General features: G+C 70.3%; 15 protein-coding genes and 2 pseudogenes. 8 read left to right on the forward strand and 9 right to left on the reverse strand.

The annotated features are described in order from the left end of the window. The first annotated feature begins 4 nt into the window (after positions 1-4). Positions 5-3,592: an urea carboxylase gene (uca, locus tag OHT76_RS41800; protein ID WP_328876112.1), complete on the forward strand. Its 3,588-nt coding sequence runs from the start codon at positions 5-7 to the stop codon at positions 3,590-3,592. 116 nt (positions 3,593-3,708) lie between these two features. Further along, entirely contained in the window at positions 3,709-5,391 is a 1,683-nt protein-coding gene (gene atzF, locus OHT76_RS41805) for an allophanate hydrolase (protein ID WP_328876113.1), read from the forward strand. Between the two features lie 57 nt (positions 5,392-5,448). Here the strand turns inward: atzF and OHT76_RS41810 are convergent, their stop codons facing one another. Continuing rightward, a complete protein-coding gene (locus OHT76_RS41810; RefSeq protein ID WP_328876114.1) occupies positions 5,449-6,348 on the reverse strand; it encodes a proline iminopeptidase-family hydrolase in 900 nt (299 codons plus the stop codon). Between the two features lie 138 nt (positions 6,349-6,486). Further along, the gene (locus OHT76_RS41815) at positions 6,487-7,476 is read right to left on the reverse strand and encodes an ArsR/SmtB family transcription factor (protein WP_328876115.1); all 990 of its coding nucleotides are present in this window, start codon (positions 7,474-7,476) and stop codon (positions 6,487-6,489) included. A 55-nt stretch (positions 7,477-7,531) separates the two neighbouring features. Here OHT76_RS41815 and OHT76_RS41820 point away from each other — a divergent pair, with 55 nt between their 5' ends. Then, positions 7,532-8,821 carry an MFS transporter gene (locus OHT76_RS41820; protein ID WP_328876116.1) on the forward strand — a complete coding sequence of 430 codons (1,290 nt, stop codon included), beginning with the start codon at positions 7,532-7,534 and terminating at the stop codon, positions 8,819-8,821. 359 nt (positions 8,822-9,180) lie between these two features. Here OHT76_RS41820 and OHT76_RS41825 read toward each other — a convergent pair whose 3' ends face one another. Together OHT76_RS41825 and OHT76_RS41830 are read right to left on the reverse strand one after the other, a co-directional pair. Continuing rightward, positions 9,181-9,519 (reverse strand): hypothetical protein, encoded by a 339-nt coding sequence (locus OHT76_RS41825; RefSeq protein WP_328876117.1) that lies wholly within the window; start codon positions 9,517-9,519, stop codon positions 9,181-9,183. Positions 9,520-9,698: 179 nt separating this feature from the next. After that, entirely contained in the window at positions 9,699-10,145 is a 447-nt protein-coding gene (locus OHT76_RS41830) for a hypothetical protein (RefSeq protein ID WP_328876118.1), read from the reverse strand. Positions 10,146-10,232: 87 nt separating this feature from the next. On the opposite strand from OHT76_RS41830, the gene OHT76_RS41835 reads away from it, so the two are divergent. The 3 genes and pseudogenes from OHT76_RS41835 (at position 10,233) to OHT76_RS41845 (ending at position 11,749) form a co-directional block, all read left to right on the forward strand. Next, complete coding sequence (locus OHT76_RS41835; protein WP_328876119.1) at positions 10,233-10,904, forward strand: helix-turn-helix transcriptional regulator; 672 nt, start codon at positions 10,233-10,235, stop codon at positions 10,902-10,904. A 106-nt stretch (positions 10,905-11,010) separates the two neighbouring features. Next, a pseudogene (locus OHT76_RS41840) lies at positions 11,011-11,181 on the forward strand (Tn3 family transposase); the annotation flags it as partial. A 148-nt stretch (positions 11,182-11,329) separates the two neighbouring features. Beyond that, positions 11,330-11,749, forward strand: coding sequence for a DoxX family protein (locus OHT76_RS41845; protein ID WP_328876747.1), 420 nt, complete (start codon positions 11,330-11,332; stop codon positions 11,747-11,749). A gap of 644 nt (positions 11,750-12,393) precedes the next feature. Here the strand turns inward: OHT76_RS41845 and OHT76_RS41850 are convergent. After that, positions 12,394-12,918 carry a hypothetical protein gene (locus OHT76_RS41850; protein ID WP_328876120.1) on the reverse strand — a complete coding sequence of 175 codons (525 nt, stop codon included), beginning with the start codon at positions 12,916-12,918 and terminating at the stop codon, positions 12,394-12,396. Between the two features lie 831 nt (positions 12,919-13,749). Here OHT76_RS41850 and OHT76_RS41855 point away from each other — a divergent pair. Beyond that, positions 13,750-14,190 (forward strand): VOC family protein, encoded by a 441-nt coding sequence (locus OHT76_RS41855; protein ID WP_328876121.1) that lies wholly within the window; start codon positions 13,750-13,752, stop codon positions 14,188-14,190. A 210-nt stretch (positions 14,191-14,400) separates the two neighbouring features. On the opposite strand, the gene OHT76_RS41860 is transcribed toward OHT76_RS41855, so the two are convergent. The 4 genes and pseudogenes from OHT76_RS41860 to OHT76_RS41875 form a co-directional block, all read right to left on the reverse strand. Beyond that, positions 14,401-14,820 (reverse strand): DUF732 domain-containing protein, encoded by a 420-nt coding sequence (locus tag OHT76_RS41860; RefSeq protein WP_328876122.1) that lies wholly within the window; start codon positions 14,818-14,820, stop codon positions 14,401-14,403. A gap of 584 nt (positions 14,821-15,404) precedes the next feature. Beyond that, complete coding sequence (locus OHT76_RS41865) at positions 15,405-16,076, reverse strand: enoyl-CoA hydratase-related protein (protein WP_328876123.1); 672 nt, start codon at positions 16,074-16,076, stop codon at positions 15,405-15,407. 44 nt (positions 16,077-16,120) lie between these two features. Further along, positions 16,121-16,732 (reverse strand): TetR/AcrR family transcriptional regulator, encoded by a 612-nt coding sequence (locus OHT76_RS41870; protein WP_328876124.1) that lies wholly within the window; start codon positions 16,730-16,732, stop codon positions 16,121-16,123. Positions 16,733-17,082: 350 nt separating this feature from the next. After that, positions 17,083-17,205, reverse strand: a pseudogene (locus tag OHT76_RS41875) (AraC family transcriptional regulator); the annotation flags it as partial. Between the two features lie 390 nt (positions 17,206-17,595). Here OHT76_RS41875 and OHT76_RS44235 point away from each other — a divergent pair. Then, on the forward strand, positions 17,596-17,802 hold the full coding sequence (locus tag OHT76_RS44235) for a peptidoglycan-binding domain-containing protein (RefSeq protein ID WP_443049893.1): 207 nt from the start codon (positions 17,596-17,598) through the stop codon (positions 17,800-17,802). Positions 17,803-17,936 lie beyond the last annotated feature (134 nt).

Below are 17,936 nucleotides of genomic sequence, written 5' to 3' on the forward strand. Positions count from 1 at the left end.
CACCATGACGTTCGACACCCTGCTGGTCGCCAACCGCGGCGAGATCGCGACCCGCATCATCGGCACCGCCCGCAGGCTCGGCCTGCGCACCGTCGCGGTCTACTCCGACCCGGACCGGGGCGCCGCGCACGTCCGGCTGGCCGACGAAGCCGTACGGCTCGGCCCCGCGCCCGCCAAGGAGTCCTACCTCGACGCAGAGCTGGTCCTGAAGGCCGCCAAGGACACCGGTGCCGGCGCCGTCCACCCCGGCTACGGATTCCTGTCCGAGGACGCCGATTTCGCCCGCCGCTGCGCCGACGCCGGCATCGTCTTCGTCGGCCCCACCCCCGAACAACTGAACCTGTTCGGCGCCAAGCACACCGCGCGCGCCGCAGCGCAGGCCGCCGGCGTGCCGCTGGCCCCCGGCACCGGACTGCTGCCCGACATGGCCGCCGCCCTCGCGGCGGCCGAGGAGATCGGCTACCCGGTCATGCTCAAAGCGACCGGCGGCGGTGGCGGCATCGGCATGCAGGCCTGCCACAACGCCGCCGACCTCGCCGACGCCTGGGACCGTGTGCAGCGCGTGGCCGCGGCCTCCTTCTCCTCCGCCGGCGTCTTCCTGGAGCGGCTGGTGGAACGGGCCCGCCACGTCGAGGTGCAGGTCTTCGGCGACGGACACGGCAAGGTCGTCACCTTCGGCGACCGCGACTGCTCACTGCAGCGCCGCAACCAGAAAGTCCTGGAGGAGGCCCCGGCCCCAGGCCTTCCTAACCACGTGCGGCGTCAACTCGCCACTAGCGCACGGGAGCTGTGCGCCTCCGTGGACTACCGCTCCGCCGGCACGGTCGAGTTCGTGTACGACGCCGTCCGCGAGGAGGCCTTCTTCCTCGAGGTCAACACCCGCCTCCAGGTGGAGCACCCGGTCACCGAGGAGATCTACGGCGTCGACCTCGTGGAGTGGATGCTCCGACTGGCGCAGGGCGACACCGCGGTCGTCACCGAGCCCCCGGCCCCCAAGGGCCACGCCGTCGAAGCACGTGTGTACGCCGAGGACCCCTCCCGCGACCACCGGCCCAGCGCGGGCCTGCTGACCCGCGTCGCCTTCCCCACGGACGTCCGCGTCGACACCTGGGTGGAGACCGGCACCGAGGTCACCACCTCCTACGACCCGATGCTCGCCAAGGTCATCGCACACGGCGCCGACCGCGCCGAGGCGCTCGACCGGCTGGACGCGGCCCTCGCCGCGACCCGAGTCGACGGCATCGAGACCAACCTCGGCCTGGTGCGCGCCGCGCTGCGGGACACCGACGTGCGCGCCGCGGTCCACTCCACCGCCTCGCTCACCGAGATCGTCGACCCGACGCCACGCATCGAGGTCGTCACACCGGGCACCCTGACCACCGTGCAGGACTGGCCCGGACGCACCGGCTACTGGCAGGTCGGCGTCCCCCCGTGCGGGCCGATGGACGACCTGTCCTTCCGGCTCGGCAACACCGCGCTCGGCAACGACGAGGGCGCGCCCGGCCTCGAATGCACGCTCCAGGGCCCCTCGTTGAGGTTCACCCGCCCGACGACGGTCTGCGTCACCGGCGCTCCCGCGCGGGCGACGATCGACGGCACCCCCGTACCGCAGTGGGAGCCGGTCACCGTCGACGCCGGACAGACTCTCGCCGTCGCAGCGCCCGAGGAACACGGCCTGCGCACCTACGTGCTGTTCGCGGGCGGTCTGGACGTACCGGAGTTCCTGGGCAGCGCGGCCACCTTCACCCTCGGCCGGTTCGGCGGGCACGGCGGACGCGCCCTGCGCGCGGGCGACGTCCTGCACGGCGCCCAGGCCCGAACGCAGACCTCCGTCGTCCCCCTCGACCAGCGCCCCGTCTTCGGCGGCGAGTGGCGGGTCGGTGCGGTCGAAGGCCCGCACGCCGCCCCCGAGTTCTTCACCGAGGGCGACATCCGCGACTTCTACGCCGCGCACTGGAAGGTCCACTTCAACTCGGCCCGCACCGGCGTCCGCCTGGTCGGACCCAAGCCGCGCTGGGCGCGTACGGACGGCGGCGAGGCGGGCCTGCACCCGTCCAACATCCACGACACGCCGTACTCCGTCGGCGCCGTCGACTACACCGGCGACATGCCCGTCCTCCTCGGCCCCGACGGGCCCTCCCTCGGCGGCTTCGTCTGCCCGGCGACGGTCGTCACCGGGCAGCGCTGGAAGCTCGGCCAGTTCCGGCCCGGTGACACGGTCCGCTTCGTCCCGGTCACCGCGACAGCCGCCGGCGAACTGCGGCGGAACCCGGTCGCGGCCCCGCGGGCCGACCGCGACGTGATCGTCGACGGCGGCATCCTCGCCCGTCTGGAGGAGACCGAGGCCCGCCCGTCGGTCACCTACCGGCGCAGCGGCGACGACAACCTCCTCGTCGAGTACGGGCCCATGCAGCTCGACCTCAGCCTGCGCATGCGCGTCCACGCGCTCGCCGAGGCACTGGCCGCGCGGGAGGTCGACGGCATCGTCGACCTCACCCCGGGCATCCGCTCCCTGCAGGTCCAGACGGACCCCGACGTTCTGCCGCAGGACAAGCTCCTCGATACCGTGCTGCGGGTGGAGGAGGAACTCCCGGCCACCGACGAACTGGTGGTGCCCAGCCGGATCGTGCACCTGCCGCTGTCCTGGGACGACCCGGCGACCCGCGAAGCCATCGCCCGCTACATGGCGGGCGTACGCGACGACGCCCCCTGGTGCCCGTGGAACATCGAGTTCATCCGCCGTGTCAACGGCCTGGAGACGGTCGACGACGTCTACCGCACCGTCTTCGACGCCGAGTACCTGGTCATGGGGCTGGGCGATGTGTATCTGGGTGCGCCGGTCGCCACCCCGCTGGACCCGCGGCACCGGCTGGTCACCACCAAGTACAACCCGGCCCGCACCTGGACCGCGGAGAACTCGGTCGGCATCGGCGGCGCGTACCTGTGCATCTACGGCATGGAGGGCCCCGGCGGCTACCAGTTCGTCGGCCGCACCACCCAGGTGTGGTCGGGCTGGCAACAGCGCGGCGCCTTCGAGCCGGGCAAGCCCTGGCTGCTGCGCTTCTTCGACCGGATCAAGTGGTACCCGGTCGACTCCGGTGAACTCCAGCAGCTGCGCGCGGACATCACCTCCGGCCGCTTCGTACCGAAGACCGAGGAAGGCACCTTCTCGCTCGCCGCGTACCAGACGTTCCTCGCCGAAAACGCCGAGTCGATCGCCGCGTTCCGAGCCCGGCAGGGCGCGGCGTTCGGCGCCGAGCGGGACGCCTGGGAAGCGGCGGGCGAGTTCGCCCGCGCCGATACGGCCATCGAGGTCGCCCCGCCGACCACCGACATCGCCGTCCCCGAAGGCGGCCACCTGGTCGAGGCCGAGTTCACCGCCTCCGTCTGGCAGGTCAACGTCGAGGTCGGCGACAGCGTGTCGGCCGGCCAGCAACTGCTCGCGCTGGAGGCGATGAAGATGGAGTCACGGGTCCCGGCCCCCGCCGACGGCATCGTCACGGCGGTCCTGACCAAGTCGGGCAGCCAGGTCGAGGCGGGCACCCCCCTCGTCGTCCTCGCTCCCGCCGAGACCGCGCAGGCGGCTGCCTGATGCTGAAGTCAAGGGATGAGACGCGGGTGTGGCCGTGCCAGGTAGGGCGTGCGGTCACGGAGCATGGCGTAGACGACGGACGCGGCCGTCGGCCGTGCGAAGGAAGGCAGGGCCGCATGAACCGCACGATCACCGCCGTGGAGCGGGTACGGGCCGCGTACGCGCGTATGGCGCAGGTGGACCGGCCCGAGGTGTGGATCGGCCTGCGCCCGCAGGCCGAGGCGGAGCGGGACGCCGCCGAGGTCGACGCGAAGGTCGCCGCCGGCCGGCGGCTGCCGCTGGCCGGAACGGTGTTCGCGGTCAAGGGCAACATCGACGTGGCCGGGCTGCCGACCACCGCCGGCTGCCCTTCGTACGCGTACCGGCCGGAGGCGGATGCCCCGGCCGTGGCCCGCCTGAAGGCAGGGGGCGCCGTGGTCCTCGGCACCACCAACCTCGACCAGTTCGCGACCGGCCTGGTCGGCACCCGCAGCCCGTACGGCGCGGTCCGCAACGCCGTCGACCCGCAGTACGTCTCGGGCGGCTCCTCCTCCGGCTCGGCGGTCTCGGTCGCGCTCGGCATCGCGGACTTCGCGCTCGGTACGGACACCGCGGGGTCGGGCCGGGTACCGGCGGCCTTCAACGGAATCGTGGGCCTCAAGCCGACCATCGGGCTCGTCCCGACCGAGGGCGTCGTCCCGGCCTGCGCATCGCTCGACTGTGTGACGGTCTTCGCCCGAACCCTCGCGGAGGCCGAGCGGGCGCTGTCCTGCATGGCGTCGCCGTCGGGGCGGCAGCTCCCGGCGCTGGAACAGCGGCGGCCGGGCCCGTGGCGGATCGCTGTCCCCGAGCCCGCGCAACTCGGCGAGCTGGACAAGGGCTGGGCCGAGGCCTTCCGGACGGTCGCCGCCGTGCTCGCCGACGCGGGCGCCGAGCTCCTGCCCATCGACCTGGAGCCCTTCACCGAAGCCGCGGCGATGCTCTACGAAGGCGCGTTCGTCGCCGAGCGCTACACCGCCGTCGGCACCTTCATCGACGAGCACGCGGACTCCGTGGACCTCGACCCGACCGTGGCCGCGATCATCTCCCGGGCCCGGGACATCCCGGCCCACCGGCTCTACGCCGACAACCAGAAGCTGTTCTCCCTCCGCACCAGGGCTCTGGCCTCACTGAACGACGCGGACGCGCTGCTCCTGCCGACGACACCGGGCCATCCGACCATCGCCGAGGTCGCGGCCGACCCGCTGGGGGCCAACGCCCGGCTCGGCCGGTTCACCAACTCGACGAACCTGTTCGACCTGGCGGCGGTCGCCATCCCGGCCGGCGAGGTGAACGGTCTGCCCTTCGGCGTCATGCTGATCGGCCCGGCGTTCACGGACGAGCGGCTCGCGCGCATCGCCGGGCTCCTCAGCGCTCCGCCGCTGCTGCTCGCGGTGGTCGGTGCACATCTGTCCGGGCAGCCGCTGAACGGACAACTGCTCGCCCTGGGCGGCCGGCTGGTGCGTACGACCACGACCGCGGACGCCTACCGGCTGTACGCGCTGAACACGGTGCCTCCCAAGCCGGGCCTGGTCCGGGCCCGCGAGGGCGGCGGCGCGATCGAGGCCGAGGTGTGGCAGCTGCCCGCCGAGGGCCTGGGCGCGCTCCTCGCGTCGCTGCCCCGCCCGATGGCGCTGGGAACCGTGGAACTCGCGGACGGAAGCCTCGTGCCAGGCTTCCTCTGCGAGCCCGAGGCCCTCGACGGCGCCCGCGAGATCACCACGTTCGGCGGCTGGCGCGCCGCCCTGTCCGCCCTCCCTCCCTCGGCAGACCCGCACTGACTCGTCTTCGCCCCTGGGCGGCCCCGCGGCGGGCCCGGTCGACGCCGGGCCACTGCGCTACAGCCCTGGGTCGGCTGCTTCCACCCTGCTGAGGAAGGATTCGAGGACCTGGCGGAAGCATTCCGTCTCCTCCGCCGAGGCCAGATGCGCGCTCTGCTCGAAGATGACCCACTCGGCGTTCTGGATACCGTCGGCCAGCGGGCGGACCACCGCGGGGGTCGTCACGTCGTGGCGACCGGAGGTGATGAGTACGGGCAACTCCAGCTCGCCCAGACGGGCAGTGACGTCCCAGTCCTTGAGGTTGCCGGTGATATTCCACTCCGTGCCCCACATCGTTTCGTACACGTCCTGGCGCCAGTTGGTGAACGAGCGCAACAGGTGATCGGGCCACGGATCCAGTCGGCAGAGCCACCGCTTGTAGAACTCCATGGTGGCTCGCTCATAGGCATCGTCACCGGTGGTGCCCTCCGCCTCGTGCTGGTCGATCACCTCTTGCACCTCAGGGGGAAGGGATTGCTTCAGCCGGCGTGCTTCGGCCTCGTAAGCGGGAGCACTGGCAAGAGGGCTGGCAAGCACCAGTCCCGCCAGTCCGGCGGGTCGACCGAGCGCATACTCGAGGGTCACCTGGCTGCCCCACGAATGGCCGAGGAGGTGCATCCGGCCGAGCCCGAGCGCCTCCCGCACGGCTGCGACCTCCTCGACGAAGGTGTCCATGACCCATAGGGCCGGGTCGTCCGGGTGGTCGGACCGTCCGCAACCGAGCTGGTCGTAGAAGACGACCGGGCGCCCGCTCTCATCGGCCGACGCCGCCAGGTCCTGCATGTAGTCGTGGGGGCAGCCCGGCCCGCCGTTGACCACGACCAGCGGCAGCTTGCCGACGGGCGACGGCAGCTCGCCCACGACCTGGTACCAGGTGCGGTACCCGCGGAAGGACACGGTTCCTTCGGCAACCGACATGACGCACCTCCCGGGGCTATCGGTTCGCCCATCATGGGCATACAGGACAGGCGTTATCGCGGGACTCGCCCATTTCCGAGCCGCCTTGCGCTCCCACCCCCCATGGGGACTCAGGTGTGTCGTGGGTCGGCGGGTTGCTCATGATTCTGCGCTTGCCGCCTCGACCACCGCCTCTCCCGTATGGGTTCGCGCGTACAGCATCTGCCGCCCGTACCGGTGGGCGCTGACCAGGCCCGCTGTGCGCAGGGCGGTGAGGTGCTGGGAGACGCCGCCGGGCGTGAGGCCGGTACGGCGGGAGAGTTCGGTCGTCGAGGCGGGAGCCGTCAGCTCGGCCAGCAGCAGAGCGCGCGAGCGGCCCATCACCCCGGCAAGCGCCTCGGGGACGGGTGTCGGGCGGGTCTGCCACAGGGCGCCGACGCCCCGCGGCGGGTAGCGCAGTGACGGCTGCCACGGCTCGCCCAGCACGGAGAAGATGCGCGGCCACACGAAGGCCGACGGCACCAGCAACAGGCCCCGGCCGTCCAGCGCGCGGGGACCTCGCACGCTGCGGTGGGACAGGTGCAGGGTTCCGTCCGCCCAGGCGACCTGCGGGTCCAGGTCCGCGAACAGGCGCTGTGCGCCGCCGTCCACCAGGCGGCCCGCGCGATAGCGGATATCGCTCTCCAGGAGGGTGAGAATCCTGGGCCAGTACGGGGCGAGAACCAGCTCCCAGTACGCCTCGATGGCTTCTGCCAGGCGGGCGAGTTCCGCTTCCGGGTTCGCGCGTAGTGCCGCCATGCGCTCGGCCGACACCGCCGATGTCGTCCTGATCAGCTCCGGCGGGGTGGCCCGCAAAGTCGCGAGCTCCATGGCGAGCGAGGGCAGCGGAGTCGTGGGTGGCGGGCAGAGGAACGACGGGACGCTGCCCGCCCACGGTGACCGGGACGGCACGGGGACCAGGTCGAACAGCACGCCGAGGTCGAGTCCGGCGGCCGCGAGCCGTGGCCGGGCCCGATCTGTCCAAGTGCGGTGCAGGCCCTGCTCGTCGGCGCCCTTGAGCACCCGTACGCTCGCCACCACCTCCCACAGCGGAGACAGCGCGAACCGCGTACGGGCCACGTCCTCCATGCTGAACCCGACCTCGATCATTCAGCTGAGGCTAAATCAATAGGCGCAGCCGCGGAACGCCACGCACGGTACGCGCATGCATCCACCACCGGAGTCTCCGTGGCGCCTGCGCAGCTTCCGTGCGCTCTTCGCCGCCAGCGCGTTCAGCCATCTCGGCACCAACATCGGCTACGTGGCGATTCCGCTGCTCGCCGTCACCGTCCTCAACGCGGGTCCCGGCCAGGCGGGCGCCCTGGCGGCTCTGTCGACCGCCGCCTTCCTCGTCATCGGGTTGCCCGCAGGGGCCTGGGTGGACCGGCTGCCGCGCCGCCGGGTCCTGGTCGCCGCCGATGCCGCGCGCGCCGCGCTGCTCGCCTCCGTACCCGTCGCCTGGTGGCTGGACGTGCTGTCGCTGCCGCAGCTGTACGCGGTCGTGCTGCTGAACGGCTGCGCCACCGTGTTCTTCGACATCGGTTCACAGAGCGTCCTGCCGGAACTCGTCGGCCGCGAACGCCTGGTGCCGGCCAATACCGCGGTGGTGAGCCTGATGGCCGGCGCCAACATCGCCGGCCGCGGCGCCGGCGGCCTCCTCGTGCAGCTGCTCACGGCTCCGGCGGCCATTCTGGGAGCGGCCATCGCCTATCTGATCTCTGCCGCTGGCCTCTCCGGTGTGCGCGACAGCGACGCCCACACCACCACCTCCACGGCGCCGTGGAGGCGGTTGGGGGCCGAGATCGGGGAGGGTCTGCGCCACGTCCTCGGCAGGCCCGATCTACGTGCGCTGGCGCTCACCGCGACACTCAGCAACCTCGGCGCACAAATGATCAACGCCGTGCTGCCCGTACTGTTCACGCGCGACCTGGGTTTGTCGGCCGGGGCACTGGGTCTGTACTGGGCGGTCGGCGGACTGGGCATCCTGCTCGGCGCCGTCTGCGCCCGCCATGCCGCCGCCCGCTTCGGCCACGGCCGCGCCCTGGCGCTCGCCGGCCTGTGGTTCGCTCCCGCCGCGTCGGCCGTTGCGCTGATCGGACGCGGCCCCTGGCTGTGGGTGGCCGCCGCCGGCTGGCTGGCGGCCACCACGAAGATGGGGTTGGACAACGTCCTCGGCGTCAGCATGCGCCAGCGCCTGACCCCGGACGCATTGCTGGGCCGTATGAATGCCACCTTCCGTTTCCTGCTCACTGGCGCTCTCGCCGTCGGCTCCGCGCTGGGCGGACTCATCGGTGAGACCGCAGGCGTACGCGTGGCGGTGTGGACCGGGGCGGTGTGCTTGGCAGGCGCTTTCCTCCCGGTCCTCTGTTCCCCTGTGCGCCGGATGCGGGAACTTCCCACCAGTTCCCCCACCGCCGGCCGCCGCACCCTGCCCCACCACCACCGCGCAGCCTGACCGAAACGGCACCGTCCGGCGAGAACGGCATACCTAGAGCGCCGCGCGGTGGATGGTGGGCCCCGGGGCAGCCGGTCAGATATGCATGGTGAGGCACTCGCCGCGGCAGCCGACCTTTCAAGGCGGGGGCCAGTGCGAACGCGTGGTGGTCGAGCCCCGTGGGTGCCCGCCGCGCAGGGCGCGTGCTGATCATGCGTCGGTGCTCTCGCCGGCCTCGTCGACCGACGCACCCCGTGCTCTGTGAACGCACCGGGACGACACCGACGAGTAGCCGTAGGCGAAGAGGGCTGTCCGGGAATCCGGCTGTCGCTGGGTTCCCGGACAGCCCGGCGGATCGGTGGGCGTGATGGCCCGGCAGGTCACATGGTGTGGTTGATCCATCGCCGGACCGCGGCGTGGGTCGTGTCGTCCAGCTGGCACAGGGCCTTGATGGCGTCGAGGTCGCCCGGCAGGGGTGCGATACCCGCGGTGGTGAGAGCGGCATGCAGTTCCAGACGGCGACGGTCGGCTGGTTCGAGCGGAGTGGACAGGCGGCTCGCCGGGTCGGGTGCGGGCAGAAGGTAGTCGTCCAGATCCGTGACGCCGAGGGCCGCCGGCGTCTGCTCCGGCAGGTCGTCGATGCGCGCGGCGGGGAAGCGATAGGGGTCGAGATCTTCAAATGCCGCGGTGTCCGTGGTGAAAGCCTGAATTCGAGTCACGAGTGCCTCCTCAGGTGTGATGTCGTTGGAGAGGACGACGGGCAGGGGAGGGAGGGCAGTTGCGGCGCACCGGGTAGTCCACCCGAATGTCCCCTACGGCATCTCTTCACAAGACAGATGAACCAACGGGCCGGGCAGTGCGTACGGGGCGAAACGCCTGCCCCGAACAGGGGACGATTTCACCGAACTTGAGTAGGACGCGGCTGCCGTACGGTGCGGTAGCGCTCGGCGAGCCGGGCCAGGGCGACGGCACCGAGCAGGAGACCGAAGTCGCGTAGGGCGATGTCGTAATGACCGGGGATGGTCAGCAGGTTGACGATGATGCCGGCGAGCCAGGCGGCTACCAGCCAGCCCCCGAACCGCGGGGCCACGGCAACGGTGAGGCCGGCGACGATCTCAATGACACCGACGGCATACATCGCGTCCTGGGCGCTGCCCGGAGCCACGTCGTTGATCCACGGCGCCAGGTAGATCGGCCAGTCCACGAGCAGATTGGCGAACTTGTCCAGGCCGAACAGGATCGGGGCAACGGTGAATCCCGTCCGCAGGATCCAGAACGCCTGGTAGGCCGGGTCGGCAGCGAGGCTGTGCCGGGACGTGGCCGGCGCGTGGGCGGTGGATGACATGACACCCTCCTCTATCGACAACTTTCACTATCGATAGAAGCGCGCCTCGTCTCTTTAGTCAATGGCTGTTGGTTTTACACTGGGTGCGTGGACCACTCGAAGGAAGCGGCAGACGCCGATGTCTCCGCCGTCGCGGCTCTGGACGAGCCGACGCGTCGGCGGCTGTACGAGCACGTGGTGCGCCAGTCGGAGCCGGTCGGCCGGGACGACGCGGCCCAGGCCCTCGGGCTGGCGCGGCAGACGGCGGCCTTCCACCTGGACCGGCTGGCCGATCAGGGGCTGCTGGAGGCGGTGTACGAGCGGCGCAGTGGACGCACCGGCCCTGGCGCGGGCCGACCCGCGAAGCTCTACCGGCGCTCGGGCCGACAGATCAGCGTCAGCCTGCCCGAGCGGCGCTACGAGCTGGCGGGCCGGCTGCTGGCGCAGGCGGTGGAGGAGTCCGACGCGACCGGCGAACCGGTCCGCATCGTGCTGCACCGCAAGGCGGGGGAGCTGGGCGAGCAGTTGGGCGGGCAGGAAGCCGTCGGCGTGACGGACCTGCTGGAGCGCCACGGGTTCGAGCCGCGCCGCGACGGGGAGGCGATCGTGCTGGGCAACTGCCCGTTCCATGTGCTGGCGCGCGAACACACCGAGACGGTGTGCGGGATGAACCTGCATCTGCTGCGCGGCGTGCTCAGGGGGTTGGGCGAAAGCGGCCTTGAGGCGTGCCTGGTGCCGGCGCCGGGACGGTGCTGCGTCCGCCTACAGCCGGCTGTCTGAACGGCGCGCTCGGATTCGCCGCGTGCCTGCCTGCTGATCGGCTCACGGTGAGGCCGTACCGGCGAGCGGTCCCCGACGGCGTCCGCCTGTGGCTGCCGGACGCCGGATGATCGAGGGGCTGCTGCGGCACTGCACCGACGCCGAGATCGAGTCCAACTACGTCGACACACACGGCGCGAGCGTCGTCGGGTTCGCCTTCACCGAACTGCTCAACTTCCGCCTGCTGACCCGGCGGAAGAACATCGGCAGCATCCGCCTGTACCGCCCGGACGACGCCGAACAGGTGCAAAGCCCCGGCCGGGCTCCGATCCGCCCTCCGTCAGGGCGTCTGCCGCACGGCCGTGACACGGTCCGTTGGTCCGCCGCTGGAGGTAGCCTGGGAGTGGATGGTTGGATCTTCAATCAAATCCTTGCTGGAGGCCGCCATGGACGTCCTGGTCCTGATCGGGCGCATCCTCTTCTCGGCGCTGTTCATCGTCAGCGCGGTCGGCCACTTGACCCAGACCAAGGCCATGGCCGGATACGCGACGTCACGCGGAGTGCCGGCCGCAGTTCCCGCCGTGCTCGGCAGCGGTGTGCTGCTCCTGGCGGGTGGGCTGAGCGTCCTCCTCGGCGTGTGGGCGGACCTCGGGGCGCTGCTGCTGGTCATCTTCCTCGTGCCGACCGCCGTACTGATGCATGCCTTCTGGAAGGAGACCGACCCCCAGGCACGTCAGATGGAGATGGTTCATTTCCAAAAGGACATGGCACTCGCGGGCGCCGCGCTCATGCTGTTCGGGTTCGTCGCCCACGTCGGCGGCGCGCTCGGCCTGACCCTCACGGGTCCCCTCTTCGACATCGGCTGAGGGCGCCTGTTCAGCCACGGGTATGGCACGGGCGCGGCCGGCCCGACTAGAGCACAGCGGTCCGCGCGAGCACGATCGGCGGCGACCGGCGTGCGTCCAGGCACGCGAGGCAGACGCCCCCGCGCCTAGCCTCCGGTGCCCACACGGCCTCCGCCGTCGAGGCCGACGGCCTGCCTGTGCAGAAACCTGGGCGTGGGGGCCGCCCCCCATCGGCTGTGCGGGGACGCGGGACGGCATCCACCGATGGGGAAGGCCTTCACAGGATTGCTCGGGAAGAGGTCCGCTCCAGTCCGTACCCGAGGCGGTCGCAGACCCAACGGATCAGATGTGCGGCGGGCACGCGCGCAGCCGTACCGAAAGCATGTCTCGCGTCGGACTCTTCGCGGCCCACAGGCGTCCCGGCGCCTCGGCTATCTGCTCGGCCAAGTGCGCAGGCGCCATGCTGATGTGGGTGAAGGGTGTGCCGCCGTGGGTGGCCATCGCCCAGACGCGCGGGACCTTAATTGCTGCCTTGCCCACCTTCACGAACAGCTGGGTCGGGCGGCTGTGGACGGGAGTTGTGTCGTCATTAGGCGGTCCCGCCTGCGTCATGGGAGCCGGCCACCGCGTCACCCTGGACTTCGTGCCCGGCGAGCACTTCGACGTCATCCACGCGCACGGGATCTTGGTGTGTTGGCGATTCGGTGGGGGAGTTCGTGCTTGTGGTGCCTGGCGCCGTGGGAGCGGACGACTTCGTCCATGGCTCGGGACAGGACGCGTTCCATGGCCTCAGGCGCATTGAGCGTGCCGCTGCCGTCGGGAGGGCAGAGCCAGCGCAGGTCTCCCCAGCGGCAGTGCGGCGCAGGGGTGGCGATCCAGCCGCCTCTTGTGACGTAGCGCGTGCCCTGGCCGATCCAGGTGGTCGCGGGCTCAGGTGGCAGGAAGAAGCCGACGTGTTGCCGCCTGTCGTCCAAGAGGGCGGGGCCGGGATTGAGGCGAGGGATGCCGTCGAGGAGGTCGGCGGCGCGCAGTCCGAGGCAGGTGGGGACGACGAGTACGTCCCAGAAGCGTCCGGCGCCCAGGAGGTGGATTCCGGTAGTGCCGTGCTGCCAGTCGTTCTTGCAGGTCCGTGGGTCCTGTGCGGCTGCGGCCAGCCACTCCATCGCGTTCGTCCACTGTGTCAGTGCCATGAACAAACCTCCTGCGTGGTGCCGGGTCCAGAGTGCCCGGCGGGCCAAAGGTCGTTTCGATCACGACGGGCATCTGTTGCAGCGAGCGGGAGGGAGTGAAGTGGGGCCTCGGTGACGGGCCGGCTGGAGCCGGCGTCGCGGTCAGGACGTCCCACTGTGCATCGCCGCTCCGGCACTATCCGTCCGGTGGGGGCCACTCGCTCAGGAGAGCCGCGTAGAGCGGGCGATGCATCCCTATCGCTGTGCAGTGTGCATCGGATGACCTGCTGTGATCTTTATGCTCTGATTGGCGCCTTGCTTTCGTCGGTGGGCGGTTCGTGTCCTAGTGCTACGGGGCGCACAACACCGCGGTCATAGAGCGGGGGCGCAGTTCACTGGATATGGCGAGCGCCAGCGCACCAAGGGCGCAGATATATGCAGACGAGCGCCGTCGTGTGCTCCTCTGCTGCGCTTGATCAACGAGCCTGTGGGCGAAGCGGCCGCACTGATCACGGTCCTCAACGAGTGGCTATGACTGAGCACTTCGGTCCCCGGCTTCCGTACGGATCACGCTGCTGGCCGCGCCGGCGCTGCGCGGCGGGGCTCGGACGGGTGCGGCGAGGGCGAGGGCGAGTGGCACGGGGAACTCCACCCGCCAAGGGCGACCCGGCACCGTGAATCAGTTGGGGAGGCGCAATGCTCAGCGCTCGCGGGTCTGCTGTAGCGGTGGTGAGGTGCGATCCAGAATTCTCGGGGTTCGGCGGTCTGAGGATGTCGAGAACGTGCCACCGGCTCCGTCCCAGGGACATCAGCGGCCACCACCGGCCGCCCGAGGCAGAAGGGGAAGTCGGCATGGCGATTCAGCGGATGGACAACGTCGGCATCGTCGTCGAGGACATGGATGCCGCCATCGCGTTCTTCTTGGAACTCGGTATGGAGCTGGAGGGCAGGGCGGAGGTCAAGGGCCTCGTCGCCGACCAGTGCACCGGACTCGACGGCGTCCACTGCGGCATCGCGATGGTCCGGACCCCGGACGGCCACAGCCGGCTCGAGCTGGCGAAGTACCGCAGCCCCGCGGTGATCAGCGCCGGGCCGCGCAACCGGCCGCACAACGTTCTGGGCACGCACCGCGTCATGTTCGCCGTCGACGACATCGAGGACACCGTTGCCCGTCTGCGCCCTCATGGCGCCGAACTCGTCGGCGAGATCGCCCGGTTCGAGGACAGCTATCTGCTCTGCTACCTCCGCGGCCCGGAGGGCATCATCGTCGGACTTGCCGAGCAACTGCGCTGAACAGCGGAGCCCCGAGGCCAGCGCCCCGGTGACCGGCCCCCAGGTGTGCTGCAAAGGGGTTGCCCTCGAAGCGGTCGAGGAAGCTTTCGCGGTAGCCGCGCTGGGCTAGCAGATGCTGGTGAGTCAGCTGCGCTCGGTGGCCACGCTCACTCCCTGGCACAGTGAGGCCCGGCCACATACGGTCGCGGCCGGGCCGGAGTTGGTGGCTGATCAGGATTCGGGGCAGAGTGTTTTGCGCAGGCCGACGTTGATGTGACTTCCGTCGTCATCGGTCAGCGTGACGCCGTTGTAGGAGAACCGCTGTGCAGCGCTGTGGTCCGGGTTTGTCGCGCCGCCGTCGAGGGCCGCGCACTGGTTGCGGGCCGCGTTGATGGCCTTGTCCTCGTCATGGGTGAGGTTGGCGTTGACGTCCATGATGGCCGCGAGGACGGCGTCTCGCTCGGCGCCGGTGGGCTCGGGTGGCATGCCGGCGTTCTTGGCGGCGGCGCTGTTGTCTGCGGCGCTCGATGTCTCGGGTGCGGTGCTCTTGGTGGTGTCGGCCTTGCTGTCGCTGCCCTTGTCGCTGCTGCAGCCGGCGACGGTGACGGTGAGTATGGCGGCGATGGCCGCGGTGGCGGTGCGGATGCGCATGGTCCCCCCTGGTATGACACGTGTAGGGACATGGTGTGGCAGGTGGGGCGCTGGGGCTGTAGCGGTGACAGAGTTGTGACACGCTGCCCGTCGAACACGGACTCGCAAACCTGAAGGCGTGGCGCGTCCTGACCAAACTCCGCACTGCCCCCGGCCGCGCCACTGTCGGCGTACACGTGAACGTGGCTCTGGCAAGATCTTCGTAGCCGGGGATCATCTCGGTGACGTGGTCGGCCGGTCCGCGCAGCGGGCAGCCTGTGACAGGGCTCTGTTGAACTGGCCGGCCTGTCATCGCAGTTGGCGGAGATCACGGACGCGCTGGTGGAGTTGCTGACGCGTGCCCCGGGCACGTCGGGGGGTGCCTCTATGTCTTTGGTCAAGCGAGGCGTGGGGTTCTGGGTTCGTAGAAGGTGCCGTCGCGGAGCATCGCGAACAGCACGTTGATCCGTTGTCGGGCCAGGCGGTAGTCGAACCTCTCATCAGCGTCTCCAACGGCGCCTCTCGGGCCCGGTGACACCACCCCCGGGTCATCCGTTGTCCCCGGGGTGAGCCGGGGCGCGGGGTGGCGGTCGGTGGGGTCCTGGTCAGCCGAGCGGGTTGGTGGTGTCGCGCAGGGTGGACAGGGCCGGGGCGTACATCCGGGCCTTGATGGTGCCGAGGGTGTCGCCGGCCTTGGCCACCTGTGCCTGGGCGATGTCGATGGCGGTGGAGCGCACGGCTTCCTCGGTGACCGCCTGGTCGACGATGCCGACGACCGCGGCATCGTCGCCGCCGTAGCGGCGGGCGGTGAGCATGGCCTCGTGTGCGGTCTGCGGGGCCAGCCTGGACTGGATGAGGGCGGCCATGCCGGGCGTGAAGGGGATGTTGATGTCCGCTTCGGGCAGGCACCAGTAGCCGCGGTCGGCGCGCATGACGCGGAAGTCGTGGGCGAGGGAGAACATCGCGCCGGCGGCGAAGGTGTGCCCCTGCAGCGCGGCCACGGTGATGACGGGCAGCGACAGCATCCGCGCGAACAGCTCATGGACGGAGACGACGTAGTCCTGGTGCTGGTCGGCGTGGGCGAACAGCCAGTCCAGGTCGAGTCCGTTGGAGTAGAACTTGCCGGTGGCGGCGGTGACCAGGGCGCGGGGTCCTTCGGCCTTCTCCACCTCGTCGAGCGCGGCACTGACGGCGGTGAGCCAGTCGGGGTGGAAGCGGTTCTCTCCGTCTCCGAGGTCGAGGACGAAGACGTTGTCGTGGCGGTCGAGCGAGGGCATGGTGACTCCTTCGAGCTGAGTTGACTGGGTGAAGTGGCTGCGGGCTACGGCCGGGGCCCGGGTTCGGCGCCAGGGCGGTCGCGCAGGGTGTGGAGGAGCAGGTCGTGGATCTCGGCGGCGGCTGCCTCGATCGGGGCGGTGCTCTGCTCGGCCCGGCACATGATCACCGCGCCTTCGACCGCAGCGATGATGAAGGCGCCGAGTCGGCGGCTGCGTTCCTCGGTCAGGCCGTGCCGCAGGAAGAGGGCCGCGAGGGCCTCCTGCCAGCGGGCGAACACGGCGGCGGCGGAGCGGGCAAGTTGGGGTGCGTCGTCGTTGGTCTCGACGGCCACCGCCACGATCGGGCAGCCGGCCCGGAAGCCGCTCTCCACGAGCCGGTCACGCCACAGCACGAAGAACGCGTCGACGGCCTCCACCGGATCATCCGCCTGCATGGCGGCGTCGATCAGCCCCGCTATGAAGTCCCCGGCCAGTGCGACCGCTTCGTCGATGAGCTGCGTACGCCCGCCGGGGAAGTGGTGGTACACCGAGCCCCGGGGGGCTCCGCTGTGTGCGAGCACCCGGTCGATGCTGGTCGCGCTTGCCCCGTACTCACGCAGCAGCGCAGTAGCACTGAGGATCATCCGGTCACGGCTGTCACTCTTGCGCGGACTCACTTGCCTATCACCCTCCCAACGACGAGATGGCCCGCCGAGCGAGCTACCCGCCGGTAACTTATGGGTTATGGCATAGAACATGCAAGGGGGGCAGGTCGCTCGATCGAAGTTGGCGAGTGTTGTGACCTGCCGGGTTGTTCGTTGTGCTGGTTGGAGGAGCACTTCACCCCGCGAGGGCCGGGCGTTCGTCCTACGCGGGAGTGCGTCAGCCGGCTCGGGGTGCGCTCGACCCCGCACGTGACGGTGCCCGACCACGGAGCTCACCGAAGCCAGGGAGCTGGCACTGGTCGCCTGACCGCAGCCCCAGGCCGAGCGTCCGAGGTCGGTCACGCGGAACGCGGCCGCGGAGGTCATCTCGCGGAGGTGCGGGGGTGGTTCTGGTCGCGCCAGGCCCGGGGCGAGATTCCGTACGCCTGTTTGAACACCTTGCTGAAGTGGGTGGCGTCCGCGAAGCCCCAACTCCGTCCTATCGCCGTGTGGCGTCAACTTGAGGCGGTGCACTACTGACAAAGGTCCGTCCACGGATGACAAAGTCCGTAGCCCACGATGACCCTAAGGTCCATGGACAGGGCTCACTGTGCCCGTCGTATTCGATCCGCCCACTCCGCTCCGAGGAGAGAAATCAATGAAGGTTCTGACCAAAAAGCGTTCCGCGTGCATCCTTTCGGCCGGCGCGCTCCTTGCCGGCCTGCTGGGCGGCGCGATTGCTGCCGCACCGTCCGCCGTAGCCGCTGCAAGCTACGAATGCAACACCTCCAAGAAGCTCCCCACGGGGAGTTATTACATCCGGTTGCCGCACCAGAATTACGCCCCCCGCCGACCCGTACTGGTGCTACCTCAAATACGGGAGCTCGAACAGCGGAGTGAGTGCACTTCAGTTCACGCTGAACAAATGCTATGGGGCGGGACTGGCGGTAGACGGTGAGTATGGTCCCGCAACCAGGTCTGCAGTGATCACAGTTCAGAATCGTGTTGGCGTCGCCGCAGACGGCGAATACGGACCGAATACCCGCGATGCAATGAAGTGGTCGCACCGGACCAGCAGCGGTGCACACTCGCACTGCGCCTAGAGCTGACCTGCGACTACCCCACCACGACGGAGGGGGCCCCGGCGATGCCGCCGGGCCCAGTTGGCTGTGTGGCCGGTCGAGGTGAATGCGTGCCAGAGGTTGTCTGGGCGGAGCCGGATCTTCACGGCTGGGGG

This window comes from Streptomyces sp. NBC_00287 (assembly GCF_036173105.1).
Lineage (GTDB): Bacteria > Actinomycetota > Actinomycetes > Streptomycetales > Streptomycetaceae > Streptomyces.